Below are 20,066 nucleotides of genomic sequence, written 5' to 3'. Positions count from 1 at the left end.
ACTTACTCATTTTTAAATCGGTTTTCATCAGGGGCAACATTAAGCAGTTGCAGTGTCCCTTTGAGAATTTCAGCAAACACGGGACCCGCGACCGAGCCTCCGTAGTAGTTATCACCTTGAGGCTCATTGATCACCACTACCAGCGCCACTCGCGGTTTACTGGCCGGCGCTACCCCCGCGGTATAGGCGAAGTATTCATCTCCGTATCCCCCCGCGATCGCTTTGCGTGATGTGCCGGTTTTCGCCGCAACTCGATAGCCCGGCACTGCCGCTTTGGTTGCAGTGCCGCCCGGCTGTGTGACAGTTTCTAGCATTCTCAACACCATTTTCGCGTGCTCGCTGTCAATGACCTGACGTGAAAAATCTTGTTGGTTGTTCTCTATGATGTGTACGGGCTGATAGACGCCGAAGTTGCCCAAGGTGGAATACGCATGCGCCAGTTGGAGCGGGGTAATGGTCAAGCCATACCCGAATGATAAGGTCGCAATTTCAAACTTCGACCAGCGACGGCGATTGGGGAAGATACCGGAGGTTTCACCGACCAAGTTTAATCCCGAAGGTTGACCAAATCCGACCGAACTGTACATACCAAGCAGAGCCTCAAGCGGCATATCGAGTGCCAGTTTGGTCACGCCGATGTTACTCGATTTCTGCAAGATGGTCGTCAGATCGGCTTTGCCCACTTTCGACGTATCTCTAACCTTGCTGCCACCAATTTCAAACACGCCATTGCCGGTATCGATGACCGTATTGACATCGGCGCTGCCATTGTCGAGTGCCGCTAATACCACAAAGGGTTTCACGGTTGAGCCCGGCTCAAACGCGTCGGTGATCACGCGGTTGCGCATTTTCGCTGATTGAAGGTCACTACGATTGTTGGGGTTGTAGGACGGCGCATTCACCATCGCCAACACCGCGCCCGTTTGTACATCAAGCACCACAGCCGATCCTGACGTTGCACGGTGATCGGCGACCGACTGCTTAATCGCTCGATACGCAATCGCTTGAATTCGCTGATCGATGGTCAGCTCAAGCGGTTTGCCCTCTTCACGCTCTTCGAGTGAGATATTTTCAACGACTCGGCCATAACGGTCTTTACGAATGATCTGTTTACCCGCTTCTCCGGTGAGCCATTTATCATAACTGCGCTCAACCCCTTCGAGGCCGTGACCATCAATTCCCGTCACACCCACTAAGTGTGCACTGACTTCGCCCGCGGGGTAATAGCGACGTGATTCCGCTTTTAATCCTACGCCAGACAGCTTCAGCTCTCGCACGTAATTGGCCATGGCTGGGCTAACTTGCCGTTGCAAATAGACAAAGCGTCTTGAGCGGTTACGATTGATTTTGTCGATCAGCTCCTCGCGCTTAAGGCCCAATACATCGGCCAACGCGTGCCAACGATCAATATCGCTCAGGCCACCATGTTTGAAAATGTTAACAGGGTCGGCCCATACAGCCTCAACGGGCACGCTGACCGCAAGTGGCTCACCATTACGATCGGAAATAATGCCGCGCGCCGAGTGCAAGGTTTTCGCGCGCACTGAGCGAAGATCGCCCTGTTTGATCAAGTTGCCCGGCTCAACCACCTGAATAAACGCAATACGAGCAACGAGCGCCATAAAAATGCAGAACACAATAAAGATCACCAAATAAAAGCGCCAGCGAATCAGGCTCGCCGGAGTGTCCTTTTCTTGCGGTTTGATGGGTTCGACGTTCTTTTTGCTCATGGGAGTGTAATGATGACTTCTTTGTCTGAATCGGGGCGCTTCATCTCGAGCTCTTTGATCGCCACATCTTGGACTCGGCTGTGCTCAGCCAGAGCCGTCTCTTCCAAGATTAAGTTGCGCCACTCGTTATCAAGGCGCTCTCGCTCACCAAGAGCACTATCTTTCTCAGTGACCGCCTGTCTCGTGTGATGGGTAGTAAAGACCACCGCCATAGCGCTGGAAAAAATCAACATCAATAAAAGCAGCGGCACTCGACCTACGGTCAGTAGATCGAGTGCGATAATTTTAGCGAGGTTCCCTTTTGCCTGACTCATAGGAGGTTACAGCTTCTCGGCAATCCTTAACACCGAGCTGCGCGAGCGCGCATTGAGCTCAATTTCTTGTTGGGTCGGTTTAATCGCCTTACCCACCGCTTTGAGGTTGGCACTACCAAGCGCACGAATCTGCGCTTCAGTCATTGGGATGCCATGTGGCACCTCTGGGCCTTTGCTCTCTTTGCGGATAAAACGTTTCACCATACGATCTTCAAGGGAATGGAAGCTGATCACTGACAGTCGTCCCTGCGGCGCAAGAATGCTCGCGGCGCCCTTGAGTGCGGTGTCGATCTCTTCAAGCTCACTGTTGATGTAGATTCGAAAGGCTTGGAAGGCGCGCGTCGCTGGGTGTTTTTTCTCTTTGAAGCTTTTCGGAGCCGCGTCGGAAATCAGCTTCGCCAGCTGACCGGTGCGCACCAAGGGCTCGTTCTCTTCGTTTTCACGATAGGCAACAATGGCTTTGGCAATTCGGCGAGCATGCTTATCTTCGCCAAACTCACGAATTACCCAAGTAACATCATCAAGGTCTGCTTGTGCGAGCCATTGAGAGACCGGCATGCCGGAAGTAGGATCCATACGCATATCGAGGGGGCCATCTTTCATAAAGCTGAAGCCGCGTTCTGCGTCGTCAAGCTGTGGCGATGACACGCCAAGATCAAGCAGCACGCCATCCACCTTACCCACGAGATCATACTGTTTCGCGTATTCAGCCATGCCTGAAAATGGACCATGGATGATGGTAAATCGCGGATCATCAATCTTGTTGGCTTCTGCAATCGCTTGTGGATCACGGTCAATACTATAAAGGCGTCCGTTTTCACCAAGCTGAGATAAAATCGTACGGCTATGACCACCTCGTCCAAATGTGCCATCGATATAGACGCCATCAGGTTTAATGGCCAATCCATCAATCGATTCATGAAGTAAGACGGATATGTGTTTAAATGCTTCGGTCATAGTTATCTCGGTTTGCTCTCGCATTCACGCGCTAAGGGTTCCAGTGTACTGATTTAACGCTCATTCGCCACCTTTAGACACAAGGAAGGCGTGATTTTGCGCTAAGTTTATTGCTTACAAAATAAATTTCGTCAGCGTAAAGCAAAAAACCCATCATAACCTAAGTTACGATGGGTCTTAAAAAGGTGGAGCCGACATATAAGCCGGGTTCTGTACCGTTTGCACGGTGGTAGCCATTCGTCTAGGCCAGCAATCACTCACTGGCTCGAGCAACCTACCCGCCCCCTTACGCGAGCAACGCAATGTGGAGGCCTATTTGGTCTTGCTCCGGGTGGAGTTTACCTTGCTACGAACTGTTGCCAGTCGCACGGTGCGCTCTTACCGCACCCTTTCACCCTTACCTGTGCTCATTCCGAAGAAATTGAGCCATCGGCGGTCTTCTCTCTGCTGCACTTGTCGTAGGCTTGCGCCCCCCAGGCGTTACCTGGCACCCTGCTCTATGGAGCCCGGACTTTCCTCCCCTTCATCAGTCTCCCCCACACAAGGTAAGGGGACATCAATAAAGCAGCGGCTACCGAGTCGACTCCGGTGGCGGATTGTATAGAGAAGCCATCAGCCTGTCTAGGGGAATGTGTGTGAGCGCCCAAATAACCAACAACTTGGCTAGATTAGAGGTGTTCCAGCCCCCATTTATAGAGTGCATTTTTTTTCAGGTTGTAGATCTCAGCCGCCAGCGCCGCAGCTTTTTTTAACGGCAGTTCTTGGGTCAAAATAGCCAATGTTCGAGTAGCTTCATCCGGCAGGCCGTCATCACTGTCGGCACGGTAACCATGAACCAACAGCGCCATTTCGCCTTTTTGTTGGTTTTCATCACTGCGCACCCAATCAACGAGCTCACCGAGTGGCATGCCTTGAATGGTTTCGAACGTTTTCGTCAGTTCTCGCGCTAACACCACTTCACGCTCAGGGCCTAAGATCTCCAGCATGTCAGCAAGAGAGTCAAGAATGCGGTGTGGCGACTCGTAAAAAATACAGGTTCGCTCTGCCTTTGCGATCTCTAAGAACTTGTCTTTACGACCTTTGCTTTTGGCAGGCAGAAATCCCTCAAAACTGAAACGGTCAGAGGGGAGACCGGAGGCGCTTAATGCTGTGACCACCGCACATGCTCCAGGCAAAGGCACAACTTTGACGCCCGCTTGACGACATTGAGTGACCAAATGGTAACCTGGGTCACTGATCAGTGGCGTTCCTGCATCCGAGACCAGCGCAATGGAGTGCCCAGCTAACAATTTATCAACTAACACTTGCGCTTTTTGCTGTTCATTATGATCATGGAGGGCGAAAGTTCGAGTTGGGATATTGAAGTGAGACAGCAGCTTACCCGTGTGACGGGTATCTTCTGCAGCAATCAAATCCACCGATGACAACACCTCTATCGCTCGCTGAGTAATGTCGCCCAGATTACCGATCGGGGTGGGTACAATGTAGAGGGTTGGCACCTCTGTCGGTAAGGTTTTGCTATCTGTCATTTGTTTACCATCACTTCAACGATTAATATAGACACAATTTTATACGGAATTACGAAAGAACTCATGGCTAACAATCACCATAAGCGCCCAAGTGTAACACGCTTACTTACTCCTGTAGCACTCGCTATTACATTGGCTGCGTGTTCCTCATCGCCCAAAACGCCGCAGTCTGTCGATATTTTACTCGATCCCTCTCAACCGGTAGAAACCTACCTAATGCGGGCAGACAGCACGACCGGCAGTTTGCAAGTGGATTGGTTGATCATGGCACTGAAAGCCTCCGTTGAGGCCGGTGACGTGGTGCAGTCAGAGTTACTGATTAAGCGCCTTGCGAGACAAAGCCTCACGCCACAGCAGCAAGCTGAGTGGCAATTGACTCGTGCCGACTTACTCATCAGTCAAGGTCAGCACAGCGATGCCTTGTCTCAGCTGAATTTTCCAGTGTCTTGGTCACTGCCTCGTCAGCAGTGGCAAGAGTACTATCAAAAACGCGCCGCGCTGCAGAGCAAGCAAGGTCTCTACCTTGACGCGTCGCGATCCTTAATTGCCCAAAGCGAACTACTCAATGCCTCAGAGCAAGCCTCTATCGCCGATGGCGTCTGGCAGAACCTGTCGCAGTACTCGCTGTCTGAGCTTGCCAAACTGCGTGTGGCACCGAATGAAACCGTGCTGACAGGTTGGCTAGAATTGGCCAATGACAGTAAAGCGTTTGCCAGCAACATTCCGCAATTAAAATCGCGCTTGGAACGTTGGATGGCGAGCAATCCTGACCATCCAGCCGCGCTGTATACACCCCAAGCCCTCAGCGACATTCTGGCACTCGATATTACAAAACCCGTGAACACTGCGCTGCTTCTGCCTCTTTCTGGCAAGTTTGCTAAACAAGCGCAACTGATTCGCGATGGGTTTATTTTCAATATGATGAATGATGATGCGCGTGATGAGAACGCGACCCTGACCGTCATTGATACCAATACACTGGATATGGCGAACTTAGACGCGACGCTAATCGAAAAGAACATCGACTTTATCGTTGGTCCGCTATTGAAAGAGAACATCGAAGCGCTGCAAGAAGCACAACAAGCCAGTGCCCACTCACTGCAGATGTTGGCTCTCAATATTCCGGATGAAACCAACTTTGGTCACAACACCTGCTACTTAGCGCTTTCTCCTGAACAGGAGGTGGCACAAGCGGCGAAGCACTTGTTTGAACAAGGCGCTCGCTACCCACTCATCCTTGCGCCGCAAGGTCGTTTGGGCGAGCGCGTCGTCGAGTCCTTCGAACAAGAGTGGGATAAATACAGTGAGAATAAAGTGGCAGTGAGTCTCTTCGGTGACAAGCGCCAGTTGCAAAAGAACATCAACACCATTTTTGGTTTGCAAGAGAGCCAGCAAAACATCGCGCAAATGGAATCACTGTTGAATATCCCACTTGAAACACAGCCACGCAGCCGTCGAGATGTGGATGCGGTGTACATCGTGGCGACCAGTGCCGAAATTACCCTGATCAAACCCTTCATCGAAGTGGCGATCAACCCAGACACGACGCCTCCTGCACTCTACTCTAACTCTCGCAGTAACAGCGGCCAACGTCAGTACGAGGATTTGACGGGCGTCAGCTACAGTGATATTCCACTCCTTATCCACCCTGATGCCCACCTGAAGCAGCAGATGGACAGTCTGTGGGCCAACAGCTCACACGCGGAGAAACGACTTCAAGCGATGGGGATGGACGCCTACACCCTGATGGAAGTGCTGCCACAAATGAAAGTGATCGAAGGCTACTCAGTCGAAGGACAAACAGGAATTCTGAGTATCGATGAGCACTGTGTCGTACAACGTGAAATCAGCTGGGCTCAACTCGGTAGTGCGCAATAAACGCGCGCACGGCGAACACTATGAACGCCTGGCTGAGCAGCACCTGCTGAGTCAGGGGTTAGTCCCGCTTGAACGCAATTTTACTGCGAAAAGCGGCGAGTTAGATCTGATCATGCGCGATGGCGACGCCATCGTATTTGTTGAAGTTCGTTACCGAAAGAGCACTTCGTTTGGTCATGCGGCTGAAACCGTGACCTACAGTAAAATGCAAAAACTCGTGCGAGCCGCCAATGTGTGGCTCCTCAAGCATGGCCTTTCGGTGCACGATACCCATTTTCGATTTGACCTAGTGGCGATTCATGAGCAAGGTAGCCAAATCGAATGGATAAAAAACGCAATCACTCAAGGATAATCAATGCTAGAGAGCATTAAAGACAGTTTCAAAGAAAGCATTCAAATTCAAATTGCCGCCGCAGAAGCGCTACCCGATGCGATCACTCACGCAGCGCAAGGTATGGTGGCAAGCTTACTCAACGGTAACAAGATTCTATGTTGCGGTAATGGTGGCTCTTCATCGAACGCACAACAATTTGTCTCTTGCTTGCTCAATCGCTTTGAAACAGAAAGACCTAGCCTGCCCGCGATGGCGCTGACTGCCGACAACACAACGCTGACCGCCGTCGCCAACGATTACCACTACACTGAGATTTTCTCAAAACAAGTGCGTGCTTTTGGCCAACCTGGCGATATTTTACTGGCGATCTCAACCAGCGGTAACAGCAAGAACATCATCAAAGCGATGGAAGCGGCAGTGACTCGCGATATGACCATCATCGCGTTAACCGGCAAAGACGGTGGCGAGATGGCTGGGTTACTGGGTGAGCATGATGTGGAAATTCGCATTCCATCTCACAGAACCGCGCGAATTCATGAGGTTCATATGGTGACTTTGCACTGCTTGTGCGATCTTATTGACCAAGTGTTGTTTCCTGCTCACGAAGAGTAAGCCATGAAGTCATTGAAAACGATTATCTTTGTTTTAATTGCCAGCCTATCCCTGACAGGCTGTGCCGGGTTGTTTATTGCTGGCGCTGCAACAACGGCCGCCATTGTGATTGACCCACGCACCACACAAGAGATCTGGAACGATAACAATATTGAGTTCGAAGTGGCGGGAATCGCAAACAAAGAGCCGGTTCGTGGTAATGCTCGTGTTACCGCCAGCTCCTACGAAGGAACAGTCGTCCTAATGGGGCAAGCAAACGATGCGGCGTTGAGTGAGCAAATTGAACAAAAAGCTCGTGAAGTGAAAGGCGTTAAAACCGTCTATAACCAAATTCGCATCAAAGCGCCGCTGAGTGCTGGCGAAGTAAGTCATGACAGTTGGATCACAACCAAAGTGAAATCAGCGATCTTGACCGACTCTGAGCTGAGCGGCATCAAAATCAAAGTGATCACAGAGGATAAAGAGGTCTTCTTGCTTGGCTATGTCTCACCACAACATGCCGATAAAGCGACCGACATTGCGCGTAATATCTCTGGGGTAAAACAAGTCATCCGCGCCTTCCAGATTGCAGAAAGCAACGAATAAACGACTCGTCGCTTATCCCTAATCGAGCTGTTCCCTAATCGATATATAAAAAAAGCCGCATCACAATGCGGCTTTTTGCTATCGTTTCATTCGCGTTACTTGATGACACGCAAACTCGGTCGACCTTTGGGCCTAGGTGGTTCATCACTTGGCTCAGTCTCTTCGACCTCTTCCTCAGTCGCTACAGACAGTGGGAATAGAGGTTCATCTTCCAAGCTTTCTTCAATCTCACCAAGGTAAGCATCTTCGGGTTCAAACATCGTCCCTGCACCATTTTCACGGGCATAGATGGCCTGAACAGCATAAAGAGGCACGATGACAGAGTGTGGGCGGCCACTGAAACGGGCGCTGAAGGTGATCGCCTCATTGCCCAGTTCCAAATTACCCACAGCGCGAGGCGCAATATTGAGGATAATTTGGCCATCTTGAATAAACTCTTCCGGCACACGAACGCCTGGTAATGTTGCTTCAACAACAAGGTGAGGCGTTAAATCGTTGTCCACCAACCAGTCATAAAATGCACGAAGCATATACGGTCGGCGTGGGGTCATTTTCTCGATATCCATGCCAACCATTAACGCATTAGACGCATTTCACGTTCAGCTTCAGTCAAGGATGCTAGGAATGAATCACGCTCAAAGACACGGTTCATGTAAACCTTCAGCTCTTTTGAGCCTGGGCCAACCAGTTCGATTCCCATTTGTGGTAAACGCCACAATAAAGGAGCAAGGTAACAATCGACCAAGCTGAACTCTTCGCTCATGAAGTATTCGTATTCCGCGAAGACTGGGCCAAGAGTCAAAAGATCCACTCTGAGTTTGTTACGTGCAGATTCTGCTTCATCAGCTGTGCCGTTAAGCACTTTTTCAGCCAATGAGTACCAGTTTTTCTCGATACGGTAGATCATCAAACGCGTGTTACCGCGAGCAACCGGATAAACCGGCATCAATGGAGGATGAGGGAAACGCTCGTCCAAGTATTCCATGATGATCTTTGAGTCATACAGTGACAACTCACGATCTACTAAGGTTGGTACTGATTTGTATGGGTTCAGTTCACCAAGTTCCGCAGGTAGGTTTGCTTCATCAACAAGCTCTACTTCAACACTTACGCCTTTCTCTGCTAGAACAATACGTACCTGATGGCTATACATATCAGATGCACTTGAGAATAGAGTCATCACAGAACGTTTATTGGCAGCTACAGCCATGGAGCCCTCCAGCACACTTACATAAATAAAACAATGGAGGCTAAGCCTCCATTGTCAACATAAAAATTTGGAAATTAGCGCAGTATGATAGCACAATTAATGCACATCACGCCAATACTCTTTCTTGAGCAGCACAACCACGATACTAAAGATCACTAGGAAGCCCATTACCCACCAACCTAGCGCATGGCGCTCAAGTTTCACTGGGTCACCGGAGTACTCAAGGAAGTTCACCAAATCGCGTACCGCGTTGTCGTACTCTTCTTGGTTAAGCTCGCCCGTCCCATCCGATTCAATACCGACGACCACTTGCACCTCTTCACCATTCACGACTTTGGTGCCGTAAACAGGTTTAGGAATGCCTTGCAGCTCTTCCAATACATGCGGCATACCGACACTTGGGAACACAACGTTGTTGACCCCAAATGGGCGCGCAGGATCTTCATAAAACGAACGTAGGTAAGTGTACAACCAATCCGTACCACGCACTCGAGCGACAAGCGTCAAATCAGGTGGTGGCGCACCAAACCATTTAGCGGCCGACTCTTCAGGAATGGCATTTTCCATCAAGTCGCCAACCTTGGCTTCTGGGTCAAAAATCAAGTTCTCTTTGAGCAGATCCACTGGAATGCCAATGTCACGTCCAACACGCTCATAACGCTGATACTGCGCGGAGTGACAGCCAAAACAGTAGTTCATAAAGAGCTTGGCACCGTTTTGCAACGACGCTTGATCTGAGATGTCGTTGTTCGCTTTATCGAGTGGAACGCTCACACCCGCTGCCATTGCCAACGATGGCAGCATTGCAAATAAAACTACAATCCATTTTTTCATTTGAATGTCACCCTTTCTGGTAATGGTTTCGTCGCTTCATTTTTGCTGTAGAAGAACAGCAAGACGAAGAACATGAAGTAACCCAAGCTAAAGATCTGCGCAAGGAGTGTGTACGTCGGAGTCGCTGGAAGCGCACCCAAAATACCCAAGGCGATAAAGCTGATGGTGAACTGGATGATATTGAATAAATGGAACTTACTGCGGTAGCGGTAAGAGCGAACTTTACAACGGTCAAGCCAAGGCAAAATGAACAGCACAGCAATCGATGCGCCCATAGCAAGAACACCAATAAGCTTATCTGGCACCGCACGTAAGATGGCATAGAATGGCGTAAAGTACCAAACAGGGGCAATGTGCTCTGGCGTTTTCAGCGGGTTTGCCGCTTCAAAGTTTGGCGGCTCAAGGAAGTAACCGCCCATTTCTGGGTTGAAGAACAACACATAACAGAACAGGAACAAGAAACCAGCCACACCAATCAGATCTTTCACCGTGCCGTAAGGGTGGAACGGGATAGAGTCGATGATGTCGTATTTCTTAGTGTAGTACTCATGGAACTTAAATTGAGGTTGGTAATCATCACCCATTGAGCCTTTTGGCAGCTTAGTTTCGATACCATCTGGGTTGTTTGAACCCACCTCGTGCAGCGCAAGAACGTGCAGCACAATCAGCAGCAGCAACACGATTGGCAGAGCGATGACGTGCAAGGCAAAGAAACGGTTCAATGTGGCGCCCGAGATAACGTAGTCACCACGAATCCAAAGGGTGAGATCATCACCAATGACCGGAATCGCGCCAAAGAGTGAGATGATAACCTGAGCACCCCAGTAGGACATTTGGCCCCAAGGCAGCAGGTAACCCATGAATGCTTCGGCCATCAAGACCAAGAAGATCAACATACCGAAGATCCAAAGCAGCTCACGAGGCTTCTGATATGAGCCGTAGATCAAACCACGGAACATGTGCAGGTAGACAACAACAAAGAACGCAGACGCGCCTGTGGAGTGCATGTAGCGAAGTAACCAACCGTACTCCACGTCACGCATGATGTATTCAATCGATGCAAACGCCCCATCGCCTGATGGCACGTAGTTCATGGTTAACCAAATCCCCGTCAGGATCTGGTTCACTAACACCAACATTGCTAGAGAGCCAAACAGATACCAAAAGTTAAAGTTCTTCGGCATTGGATACTCAGACAGGTGCTTTTTGTACGCATTCATTGCGGGTATGCGTTTTTCTACCCAATCAAGTAGAGCTTGCATTATGCCTCCCCAGTTTCATCAACACCGATAATGATTTTGGTATCACTCAGGTACATATGTTTAGGGACCACTAGGTTTAGTGGTGCCGGAACGCCTTGGAATACTCGACCAGCCATATCAAATTTTGAACCGTGACATGGACAGAAGAAACCGGATTTCACGCCTTGCACTTGCTCACTAAAAGTGTCGGGTAGATAAGTCGGCGAGCAACCTAGGTGTGTACAAATCCCCACAGCAACGAAGTACTCTGGTTTGATAGAACGGTAGGCATTTTGTGCATATTCAGGCTGTTGTTCTTCGCCTGACTGCGGGTCTCGAAGTTGGCCTTCGAGGTTTTTCAATCCATCGACGACGGCTTGTGCACGACGGACAACCCAGACAGGCTTACCACGCCACTCAACACGAACCATCTGCCCTTCTTCGAGCTTTCCGATTTCCACTTCAACAGGGGCACCCGCAGCTTTTGCTTTTTCACTTGGGTTCCAAGATTTTATAAAAGGAACGGCGACAGCAGCAGCTCCTAAACCACCGACAACCGCAGTTGTCGCAGTCAAGAAACGTCTGCGGCCGTTATTTAAAGGCGCATTGCTCATCCAAACATTCTCCCATTTGCTCCCTATGGTCTGGGCCTCGTGACCCTATTAAAATCCCTTAAAGAGCATGGCTAACAAAATACGAATTTAGTTGTATTTATTTGATGGCAAATGATAAATAAAACCCTACTTTTTGACAAGATAAAGCTACCTTTTTGTAACATTCATCAAGTAATTCGCCTATGACGTCACAAAAGATGAACAGCGGCTGAAGCAGAGTTGAGAAGCGTAGTAGGAAAGCCAGAATGGGGGAGACTAAAAAACAAAAAGCCTGGCATGAAGCCAGGCTTTTGAGACCACAATCCAGTAAAAACTGGACGCCAATCTTTGCAAGAAAGATTAACGCTTAGAGAACTGTGGACGACGACGTGCTTTACGTAGACCAACTTTCTTACGTTCAACGCAACGAGCGTCACGAGTGACGTAACCTGCTGCACGTAGAGTAGGACGTAGAGACTCATCGTATTCCATTAGAGCGCGAGTGATACCGTGACGGATAGCACCTGCTTGACCGGAAATACCGCCACCTTTAACAGTCACGTATAGGTCTAGTTTCTCAGTCAATTCAACTAGCTCTAGAGGCTGTTTAACAACCATGCGAGAAGTTGGACGACCGAAGTACTCATCAAGGCTACGCTTGTTGATTACGATGTTGCCGCTGCCTGGTTTGATGAAAACACGTGCAGCTGAGCTTTTGCGACGGCCAGTGCCGTAGTATTGATTCTCTGCCATTTTCGAAATCCCCGATTAGATGTCTAGTACTTGTGGTTGTTGAGCAACATGGTTGTGCTCAGCGCCAGCGTAAACTTTAAGCTTACGGTACATAGCACGGCCTAGAGGACCACGTGGAAGCATACCTTTAACCGCTAGCTCAAGCGCCATTTCAGGCTTACGATCGATCAACTTTTCAAAAGTGATTGATTTTAGGCCACCTGGGAACTCAGAGTGACGGTAGTAAACTTTGTTTTTAGCCTTGTTGCCTGTTACAGCAACTTTCTCAGCGTTGATAACGATGATGTAATCACCAGTGTCAACGTGAGGAGTGTATTCAGCTTTGTGTTTGCCACGTAGGCGAGATGCAATTTCACTTGCTAGACGGCCAAGAGTTTTACCTTCAGCGTCTACAACGTACCAGTCGCGTTTTACAGTTTCTGGTTTAGCAACGAAAGTTTTCATGCTAACAATAACCCGTTAATTTATTAAATTTACACTTAAAGGAGCTTTCGCTCCCACTGACTAAGAGTCCAGTCAACACCCCTTCGAGTGGTTGGTTCTCTCGACCCGTTATCTCGAAATACCTTCGATAATCAAGGTCTGCAGTAACGGTGGGTCGCAGGATTATAGAGAAGTCAGTAGAAAAAATCACCTTTTTTTCAGTGAAAATTGCATTTTTTTTTCGCCTCTCCCTTCCCTCGCAAGCGTGTCACGCTAAATGCTCGCGCGTAAGGTACTCATGACTTTGCATTTCGATCAAACGAGACTGGCAGCGCTTAAATTCGAACGCCAATTGCCCGCCGGTGTATAGCGCATCGAGTGGCACTTCTGCCGAGATGATCAAAGTGACATGACGCTCATAAAACTCATCCACCAACGCGATAAAACGACGCGCCGCATCGTCTATGGTGTGGCCCATCTGTTTCACGTCAGCCAGCAACACTGTGTGGTAGAGTTTAGAGAGCTCAATGTAATCATTTTGACTGCGTGCACTTTGACATAGCTGCGCAAACGTCGCGTGCAGGACACCTTCAGCGCTTTGGACGACTTCTATCTGACGGTGGTTGATTTCAATGCGCACTTCACCGACCTTCCCATCGCCCACCAGTTGATGAAAGTAGTGAACCAGGTTTTGACTGGCCTTATCATCCAGAGGGAAATGGTAAATTTCCGCTTGCTCAAGGGTGCGCAAGCGATAATCAATGCCGCTGTCGACATTCAATATGTCACAGTGCGTTTTGATTAGATCAATAGCAGGCATAAAGCGCGCACGTTGCAAACCATTTCGATAAAGATCATCGGGAGGAATATTGGACGTGGCCACTAAAATGACGCCGCGTTTGAACAGCGCTTGAAACAAGGTACCCAAGATCATCGCGTCAGTGATATCCGACACGAAAAACTCATCAAAACAGATGATCTCCGCTTCTGCCTTGAAGATGTCGGCGACCTCCTCTAGCGGATCGTTCCTTTCTCCTAGTCGATTCAACTCATCGTGAACTCGATACATAAAACGGTGAAAGTGCACACGCATTTTTTTCTCAGAGGGCAGCGCATCAAAAAACGTGTCCATCAGATAGGTTTTTCCTCGTCCGACGCCCCCCCAAAAATAGAGACCTTTCGGCGCTGTCACAGGTGTGGCAGCACGCTTGCCAAACCATGCTTTCCAGCCGGTGACTTGAGGCTGGGGCTGCGCTTGATAATCAATAAATTGGTGATAGAGACGATCCAGTGCTGTCACCGCTTGCAACTGAGCAGGGTCAGACTGAAAACCGTTTTTTTGGATATCGTTTTGGTAAATCTCTAGTGGTGTCATGACTTCACGGCCTATTAGGGAGTCGTTGAAACTGCTAACGAGAGCACACGCATTTTTCTTTATCGGCTCAGGAAGTCATAGTACCATGTCAAAACAGCATGTGTAATCAATCCGTAAAAAACATGTTAAATAACAATCATAAGGAGCCATTATGCCTTGGATTTACGCCCTCGTAGGTTTGCTTGTTGGTGCCGTTTTAGGCGTGCTTTTTTCCCGTATCAGCACTCCAGGTTACAAAAAACAGAAGAACATCCAAAAAGACCTAGACAACACTAAGTTTCAACTCGAGCAACAAAAGCAAGACCTTACCGATCACTTTGCCCAAACGGCTGAAATGCTTGATGCCCTCGGCAAAGAGTACACCAAGCTTTACCAGCACATGGCCAAAACTTCTGGCGAGCTTTTGCCGAATATTCCTGAACAAGACAATCCTTTTGTTAAAAAAATCACAGAGCAAGCCAGTACAGAATCTGAGGTAACTTCCGAGCAAACACACAGTGTGGATACACCAATGGATGAAGCACCTAAAGATTACGCTCAAGGTGCGACGGGTCTTCTTAAAGAACAAAAGAAACCCGTCGTCGATGAAAAAGAAGTGCTATCTGCTAAAGCTTCTTGATTGAATTTCATGAACTTTACAAAGGTTTTTGAGTCATAACTCCCATGAGTGGCCATTGAGTTTTGATTTTGACGTACAAATATCAGACGAGAGCCTTCACTTAATAGGAGTATCCGATGAAAAAACCTTTGCTTGCCTTAACCGTTCTATCCTTAAGCTTAAGTTCCATCATCGCCCCCATGCCGGCGAGCGCAGCCCTACCACTCTCCGTCAATGGAGAGCAGCTTCCTTCTCTTGCCCCGATGCTTGAGAAAGTGACGCCAGCTGTGGTGAGCATTTCTGTTGAAGGTACCCAGGTATCACGTCAACAGATCCCCGATCAGTTCCGCTTCTTTTTTGGTCCAGACTTCCCTACCGAGCAACTGCAAGAGCGTCCATTTCGTGGCTTAGGCTCAGGCGTCATTATTGACGCTAAAAAAGGGCATGTCGTGACCAACTACCACGTCATCAACGGTGCGGAAAAAATTCGCGTCAAACTGCATGATGGTCGTGAGTATGATGCCGAGCTGGTCGGGGGCGACCAGATGTCAGATGTGGCCCTGCTCAAGCTAGAAAAAGCCAAGAACCTCACTCAAGTCACCATCGCGGATTCTGATCAGCTCCGCGTCGGCGACTTTACCGTCGCGATAGGTAACCCGTTTGGCCTCGGCCAAACCGTGACCTCAGGTATCGTCTCGGCCTTGGGACGCAGTGGTCTCAATATCGAAAACTTCGAGAACTTTATTCAGACCGATGCGGCGATCAACAGTGGCAACTCTGGGGGGGCTTTGGTCAACCTCAAGGGGGAGTTGATTGGTATCAACACTGCTATTTTGGGTCCTAACGGCGGCAACGTCGGTATTGGCTTTGCGATTCCATCGAATATGATGACCAACTTGACCGATCAAATTCTTGAGTTCGGTGAAGTGAAACGCGGCATGCTGGGTGTACAAGGCGGTGAAATCACCTCAGAGCTGGCAGAAGCACTGGGCTATGAGTCAAGTAAAGGCGCCTTTGTCTCACAAGTGGTGCCAGACAGTGCCGCCGATGACGCGGGGCTGCAAGCCGGTGACGTGATCGTGTCGGTCAATGGCAAAGAGATCAACTCGTTCAGTGAACTGAGAGCGAAAGTCGCCACCTTAGGCGCGGGCAAACAGATCACCTTGGGTATCGTGCGTGACGGTAAGTCAAAATCCTTCGATGTCACCCTAGGCGAACAAACCGATGTGAAAACCACCGCCGATAAGCTGCACGAAGGGCTATCGGGCGCTCAACTGACCAACACCAATGCGAGCGACACTGTTCAAGGGGTGAAAGTGACATCGGTTGAAAAAGGCTCGAAAGCGGAAGCGTATCAGCTTCAAGCGGACGACATCATCATCGGCGTCAATCGCAAACGAGTGAAAAACTTGGCTGAGTTCCGCAGCGCACTGGAAAAACAACCGGGCGTATTGGCTCTCAATATCCAACGTGGTGAGCGTACCCTGTACCTTGTGATTCGCTAACCCGTTCGAGATTTTCTTTGGTTAAGGCAGCCTTCTCACGGCTGCCTTTTTGTTGATGCTCGCACTGCGCCGCTCACTAACTTCACGTCTGACGGGGTTAGTGCTATTCTTGGCCAACTTACCTGTTGAAAATGAATAACAAATGAGGAAAGCATGCTGCGATTTTTATTGCGCTCAGTCGGATTGGGGTTAATCACAGCATTGCTCTTGTTATTGGCGATTCCGTCGTTGCGCTCCAATATTTTACCGAAACATGTGCCGACTGACCTTCCTCTCTTCTCCCGTGAACAAATTTCGTTTAACCAAGCGGTTAGAAATGCAGCGCCAGCCGTGGTCAACATTTACAGTCGAAAATACACCGAATCCGATCGCACTAAGCTCTCGACACAGGGGCTAGGTTCTGGGGTTATCGTCAGTGAAAAAGGCTATATCATCACCAATTATCATGTTGTCGCTCAGGCGGATCAAATCATCGTCGCAGTACAAGATGGTCGCGTTGCCGCGGCGCAATTAGTCGGGAAAGATCGCCGTACAGACATCGCGATATTGCAGATCGAAGGCAGTAACCTGCCGGTCATTCCACTCAATCCAGAGTACACCCCAAAAGTTGGTGATGTAGTGCTTGCCATCGGTAACCCGTATAACCTAGGGCAAACCACCACATTTGGAATTATCTCCGCAACCGGTCGCTCCTCCATCAGTGCCGATGGTCACCAAGCCTTTATTCAAACCGACGCGGCAATCAACGAGGGGAACTCGGGGGGCGCTTTGGTCAATACTCGTGGTGAATTGGTCGGCATCAATACGGCCTCTTTCCAACAAGCAACCGAGCTCGAAACCTACGGTATCTCTTTTGCGATTCCCTACTCGTTAGCAAATAAAATCATGCAAAAAATCATCGCCGATGGACGCGTAATTCGTGGCTATATCGGTATCGATGGTCAAGACATCAACTCTGTGACGTCGCGTTTACTCGGCAATGAGCATCTCGGTGGCATCGTGGTGTTGGGGGTCGACCCGAATGGACCTGCCGCGCAAGCTGGGTTTGAATCGCAAGACATCATCTTGAAAATCGACGGCAATAAGATCAATGGTCGTCAAAGTGTGTTAGACATAGTGACAGAACTTCGTCCCGGTACGGTTGTGGATGTTCTTATTCTGCGTAAAGGGGAAGAGAAGACATTGTCTGTGACCATTGCTGAAGATACTCGCCTCAATTAACGCGACTTTTAGAACACACATAAACCAAATAAAACGCCCACCTTATTGATTAAGGTGGGCGTTTTGCTTTTCTATCACGATGATCTTAGCGTTAAGACTCCGACGTCTCGCTGTCCGAACTGACGTTGCCTACATCAATCTCAATGGCTGTCACACGCTGCAAGCCACGTGGCAGCAAACCACCACGACGACCACGCTCACCGCGGTAGTTGTCGAGATCGTTAGGCTTCAAGCCCAACTTGCGCTTACCGGCGTACAGCGTCACGGTTGCCGCTTTCGGCACTGCAATCAGGTGAGAGACAATCTCTTCACGCTCTTTGGCTTTGGCGGCAGGGATATTGATGATCTTGTTGCCTTTACCTTTACCAAGCTGAGGCAAGTCTTTAATTGGGAACAAGAGCATGCGACCTTGGTTGGTGATGGCCAAGATCTCATCATTGTCTAAATCGCCCACGGCATGAGGTGGCATGACTTCCGAGTTGGCAGGCAAGGTGACCAGCGCCTTACCACTGCGGTTTTTCGACAATAAATCACTGCCTTTACAAACAAATCCGTAACCGGCATCAGAGCCCACCAACCACAGCTGATCTTCTTCGCCCATCACAACCTGACGAACGGTCGAACCTGCACTGATGTTCAAACGACCGGTGATCGGCTCACCTTGGCTACGCGCCGAAGGTAACGAGTGCGATTCAAGCGAGTAACTGCGACCATCACTGCCAAGGAAAACCGCCGGCTGATTGCTCTTACCACAGGCATGAGCGAGATAGTTATCGCCAGACTTATAGTTCAAGCTTTCCACGTTCACATCATGGCCCTTCGCGTGGCGAATCCAACCTTTCTCTGACAATACGACCGTGATCGGTTCACTTGGTACTAAATCACGCTCTGTCAGCGCTTTGGCTTCTTCACGCTCGACCATAGGTGAACGGCGGTCGTCACCGTACTTCTCAGCATCGGCTTTGATCTCTTTCTTCAACAAGGTGTTGAGACGACGTTCAGAACCCAGCAGCTGCTCCAGTTTTTCTCGCTCTTTTTGTAGCTCATCTTGTTCACCACGGATCTTCATCTCTTCCAGTTTGGCGAGATGACGAAGTTTGGTGTCCAAAATCGCGTCAGCTTGAATGTCGGTGATGCCAAAACGTGCCATTAACACGGCTTTTGGCTCATCTTCCGTGCGGATGATTTCAATCACTTCATCCAAGTTGAGATAAGCAACCAGCAAGCCTTCCAAAATGTGCAAACGCGCCATGACTTTATCCAGGCGATATTGCAGGCGGCGACGCACCGTCGAACGACGAAACTCAATCCACTCAGAGAGAATCTGCACCAACCCTTTCACTTGAGGGCGATTATCCAAACCGATCATGTTTAAGTTCACACGATAGTTTTTCTCGAGATCTGTTGAGGCAAACAAGTGATTCATCAATTGGTCGCAGTCAACGCGATTGGAGCGTGGCACCACCACGATACGCGTTGGGTTCTCGTGATCCGACTCATCACGCAAGTCATCCACCATCGGCAGTTTTTTCGCTCGCATCTGGGCGGCGATTTGCTCAAGCAGTTTCGCGCCAGAGACTTGGTGTGGCAGCGCGGTGATCACAATATCACTGCCCTCTTTGTGCCAAACCGCGCGCATTTTAACACTGCCGCGACCGGTGCGATAAATCTTCTCTAGGTCCGCTTTGGGCGAGATGATTTCAGCTTCGGTTGGGTAATCGGGGCCTTGCACAAAGCCCATCACATCATTGAGGTCCGCTTTCGGGTGGTCAATCAGGTGAATGGTTGCCTCAGCCACTTCGCGCACATTGTGCGGCGGAATATCCGTGGCCATACCTACTGCAATACCGGTGACGCCGTTAAGCAAGATATGCGGTAAACGTGCTGGCAGCATTTGGGGCTCATTCATCGTGCCATCAAAGTTAGGCTGCCATTCAACGGTGCCTTGACCTAACTCACCCAGCAATACTTCCGCAAACTTTGATAATTTCGCTTCGGTATAACGCATCGCAGCGAAGGATTTCGGGTCGTCCGGCGCGCCCCAGTTCCCTTGACCGTCCACCAATGGGTAACGGTAAGAGAAGGGCTGAGCCATCAACACCATCGCTTCGTAACAGGCTGAGTCGCCATGCGGGTGATACTTACCCAGCACGTCACCGACCGTACGAGCGGATTTCTTATATTTCGCCGACGCCGAGAGACCAAGCTCTGACATGGCGTAGATAATGCGTCGTTGAACCGGTTTTAATCCGTCACCGATATAAGGTAACGCACGGTCCATAATGACGTACATTGAGTAGTTTAAATAGGCGTCTTCCGTGAACTTGCGCATTGGCAACTGTTCGACACCATCATAGGTAATTTCTGTCGACAT

The 20,066-nt window shown here is 49.5% G+C and carries 20 protein-coding genes and 1 other RNA gene; 7 read left to right on the top strand and 14 right to left on the bottom strand.

All coding sequences use genetic code 11. From position 1 onward, the window contains the following. Positions 1-2: 2 nt before the first annotated feature. The 5 genes from AC6R1A_RS03900 to rsmI form a co-directional block, all read right to left on the bottom strand. A complete protein-coding gene (locus AC6R1A_RS03900; RefSeq protein ID WP_500633947.1) occupies positions 3-1,730 on the bottom strand; it encodes a penicillin-binding transpeptidase domain-containing protein in 1,728 nt (575 codons plus the stop codon). Then, complete coding sequence (gene ftsL, locus AC6R1A_RS03895) at positions 1,727-2,044, bottom strand: cell division protein FtsL (protein ID WP_500626510.1); 318 nt, start codon at positions 2,042-2,044, stop codon at positions 1,727-1,729. The genes AC6R1A_RS03900 and ftsL overlap by 4 nt, the downstream gene beginning before the upstream one ends. Positions 2,045-2,050: 6 nt before the next feature. Beyond that, complete coding sequence (gene rsmH, locus AC6R1A_RS03890) at positions 2,051-3,001, bottom strand: 16S rRNA (cytosine(1402)-N(4))-methyltransferase RsmH (protein ID WP_500631768.1); 951 nt, start codon at positions 2,999-3,001, stop codon at positions 2,051-2,053. Positions 3,002-3,184: 183 nt separating this feature from the next. Beyond that, positions 3,185-3,588: RNase P RNA component class A (gene rnpB, locus AC6R1A_RS03885), an RNA gene on the bottom strand. 81 nt (positions 3,589-3,669) lie between these two features. Next, positions 3,670-4,530 carry a 16S rRNA (cytidine(1402)-2'-O)-methyltransferase gene (gene rsmI / locus AC6R1A_RS03880; protein WP_500626508.1) on the bottom strand — a complete coding sequence of 287 codons (861 nt, stop codon included), beginning with the start codon at positions 4,528-4,530 and terminating at the stop codon, positions 3,670-3,672. Positions 4,531-4,593: 63 nt separating this feature from the next. Here rsmI and AC6R1A_RS03875 point away from each other — a divergent pair, with 63 nt between their 5' ends. From AC6R1A_RS03875 to AC6R1A_RS03860, 4 genes are read left to right on the top strand one after another with little or no spacing between them, the layout of a single operon-like run. Further along, complete coding sequence (locus tag AC6R1A_RS03875; protein ID WP_500633948.1) at positions 4,594-6,408, top strand: penicillin-binding protein activator; 1,815 nt, start codon at positions 4,594-4,596, stop codon at positions 6,406-6,408. Next, positions 6,350-6,760: a YraN family protein gene (locus AC6R1A_RS03870; protein ID WP_500633949.1), complete on the top strand. Its 411-nt coding sequence runs from the start codon at positions 6,350-6,352 to the stop codon at positions 6,758-6,760. The genes AC6R1A_RS03875 and AC6R1A_RS03870 overlap by 59 nt, the downstream gene beginning before the upstream one ends. Positions 6,761-6,763: 3 nt before the next feature. Then, positions 6,764-7,354: a phosphoheptose isomerase gene (locus AC6R1A_RS03865; RefSeq protein WP_334554322.1), complete on the top strand. Its 591-nt coding sequence runs from the start codon at positions 6,764-6,766 to the stop codon at positions 7,352-7,354. A gap of 3 nt (positions 7,355-7,357) precedes the next feature. After that, positions 7,358-7,939 (top strand): BON domain-containing protein, encoded by a 582-nt coding sequence (locus AC6R1A_RS03860; RefSeq protein ID WP_500626505.1) that lies wholly within the window; start codon positions 7,358-7,360, stop codon positions 7,937-7,939. Positions 7,940-8,034: 95 nt separating this feature from the next. Here the strand turns inward: AC6R1A_RS03860 and sspB are convergent, their stop codons facing one another. From sspB to zapE, 8 genes are all read right to left on the bottom strand, one after another. Continuing rightward, on the bottom strand, positions 8,035-8,505 hold the full coding sequence (sspB, locus tag AC6R1A_RS03855; protein ID WP_334554318.1) for a ClpXP protease specificity-enhancing factor: 471 nt from the start codon (positions 8,503-8,505) through the stop codon (positions 8,035-8,037). Positions 8,506-8,513: 8 nt separating this feature from the next. Then, positions 8,514-9,149 carry a stringent starvation protein SspA gene (sspA, locus tag AC6R1A_RS03850; protein ID WP_334554316.1) on the bottom strand — a complete coding sequence of 212 codons (636 nt, stop codon included), beginning with the start codon at positions 9,147-9,149 and terminating at the stop codon, positions 8,514-8,516. A gap of 96 nt (positions 9,150-9,245) precedes the next feature. Beyond that, positions 9,246-9,983, bottom strand: coding sequence for a cytochrome c1 (locus AC6R1A_RS03845; protein ID WP_487901329.1), 738 nt, complete (start codon positions 9,981-9,983; stop codon positions 9,246-9,248). Next, the gene (locus AC6R1A_RS03840; RefSeq protein ID WP_334554312.1) at positions 9,980-11,245 is read right to left on the bottom strand and encodes a cytochrome b; all 1,266 of its coding nucleotides are present in this window, start codon (positions 11,243-11,245) and stop codon (positions 9,980-9,982) included. The genes AC6R1A_RS03845 and AC6R1A_RS03840 overlap by 4 nt, the downstream gene beginning before the upstream one ends. After that, complete coding sequence (gene petA / locus AC6R1A_RS03835) at positions 11,245-11,838, bottom strand: ubiquinol-cytochrome c reductase iron-sulfur subunit (RefSeq protein WP_334554311.1); 594 nt, start codon at positions 11,836-11,838, stop codon at positions 11,245-11,247. Before petA ends, AC6R1A_RS03840 begins: the two co-directional genes overlap by 1 nt. A 339-nt stretch (positions 11,839-12,177) precedes the next feature. Beyond that, positions 12,178-12,570, bottom strand: a complete 393-nt coding sequence (rpsI, locus tag AC6R1A_RS03830; protein ID WP_005436094.1) for a 30S ribosomal protein S9 — start codon at positions 12,568-12,570, stop codon at positions 12,178-12,180. Between the two features lie 15 nt (positions 12,571-12,585). Then, positions 12,586-13,014, bottom strand: a complete 429-nt coding sequence (gene rplM, locus AC6R1A_RS03825) for a 50S ribosomal protein L13 (RefSeq protein WP_005372872.1) — start codon at positions 13,012-13,014, stop codon at positions 12,586-12,588. A gap of 247 nt (positions 13,015-13,261) precedes the next feature. After that, complete coding sequence (gene zapE, locus AC6R1A_RS03820; RefSeq protein WP_500633950.1) at positions 13,262-14,368, bottom strand: cell division protein ZapE; 1,107 nt, start codon at positions 14,366-14,368, stop codon at positions 13,262-13,264. Positions 14,369-14,519: 151 nt separating this feature from the next. Here zapE and zapG point away from each other — a divergent pair, with 151 nt between their 5' ends. From zapG to degS, 3 genes are all read left to right on the top strand, one after another. Then, positions 14,520-14,987 carry a Z-ring associated protein ZapG gene (gene zapG, locus AC6R1A_RS03815; protein ID WP_500631773.1) on the top strand — a complete coding sequence of 156 codons (468 nt, stop codon included), beginning with the start codon at positions 14,520-14,522 and terminating at the stop codon, positions 14,985-14,987. Between the two features lie 116 nt (positions 14,988-15,103). Then, positions 15,104-16,471: a DegQ family serine endoprotease gene (locus tag AC6R1A_RS03810; protein ID WP_500638699.1), complete on the top strand. Its 1,368-nt coding sequence runs from the start codon at positions 15,104-15,106 to the stop codon at positions 16,469-16,471. Positions 16,472-16,624: 153 nt separating this feature from the next. Next, on the top strand, positions 16,625-17,692 hold the full coding sequence (gene degS, locus AC6R1A_RS03805) for an outer membrane-stress sensor serine endopeptidase DegS (RefSeq protein WP_487901332.1): 1,068 nt from the start codon (positions 16,625-16,627) through the stop codon (positions 17,690-17,692). Between the two features lie 91 nt (positions 17,693-17,783). Here degS and parC read toward each other — a convergent pair whose 3' ends face one another. Then, entirely contained in the window at positions 17,784-20,066 is a 2,283-nt protein-coding gene (parC, locus tag AC6R1A_RS03800; RefSeq protein WP_500633472.1) for a DNA topoisomerase IV subunit A, read from the bottom strand.

It is taken from the genome of Vibrio sp. R10-SG3-ISO3 (genome assembly GCF_059834225.1).
This window is presented reverse-complemented; position numbering and strand designations above follow the sequence as displayed.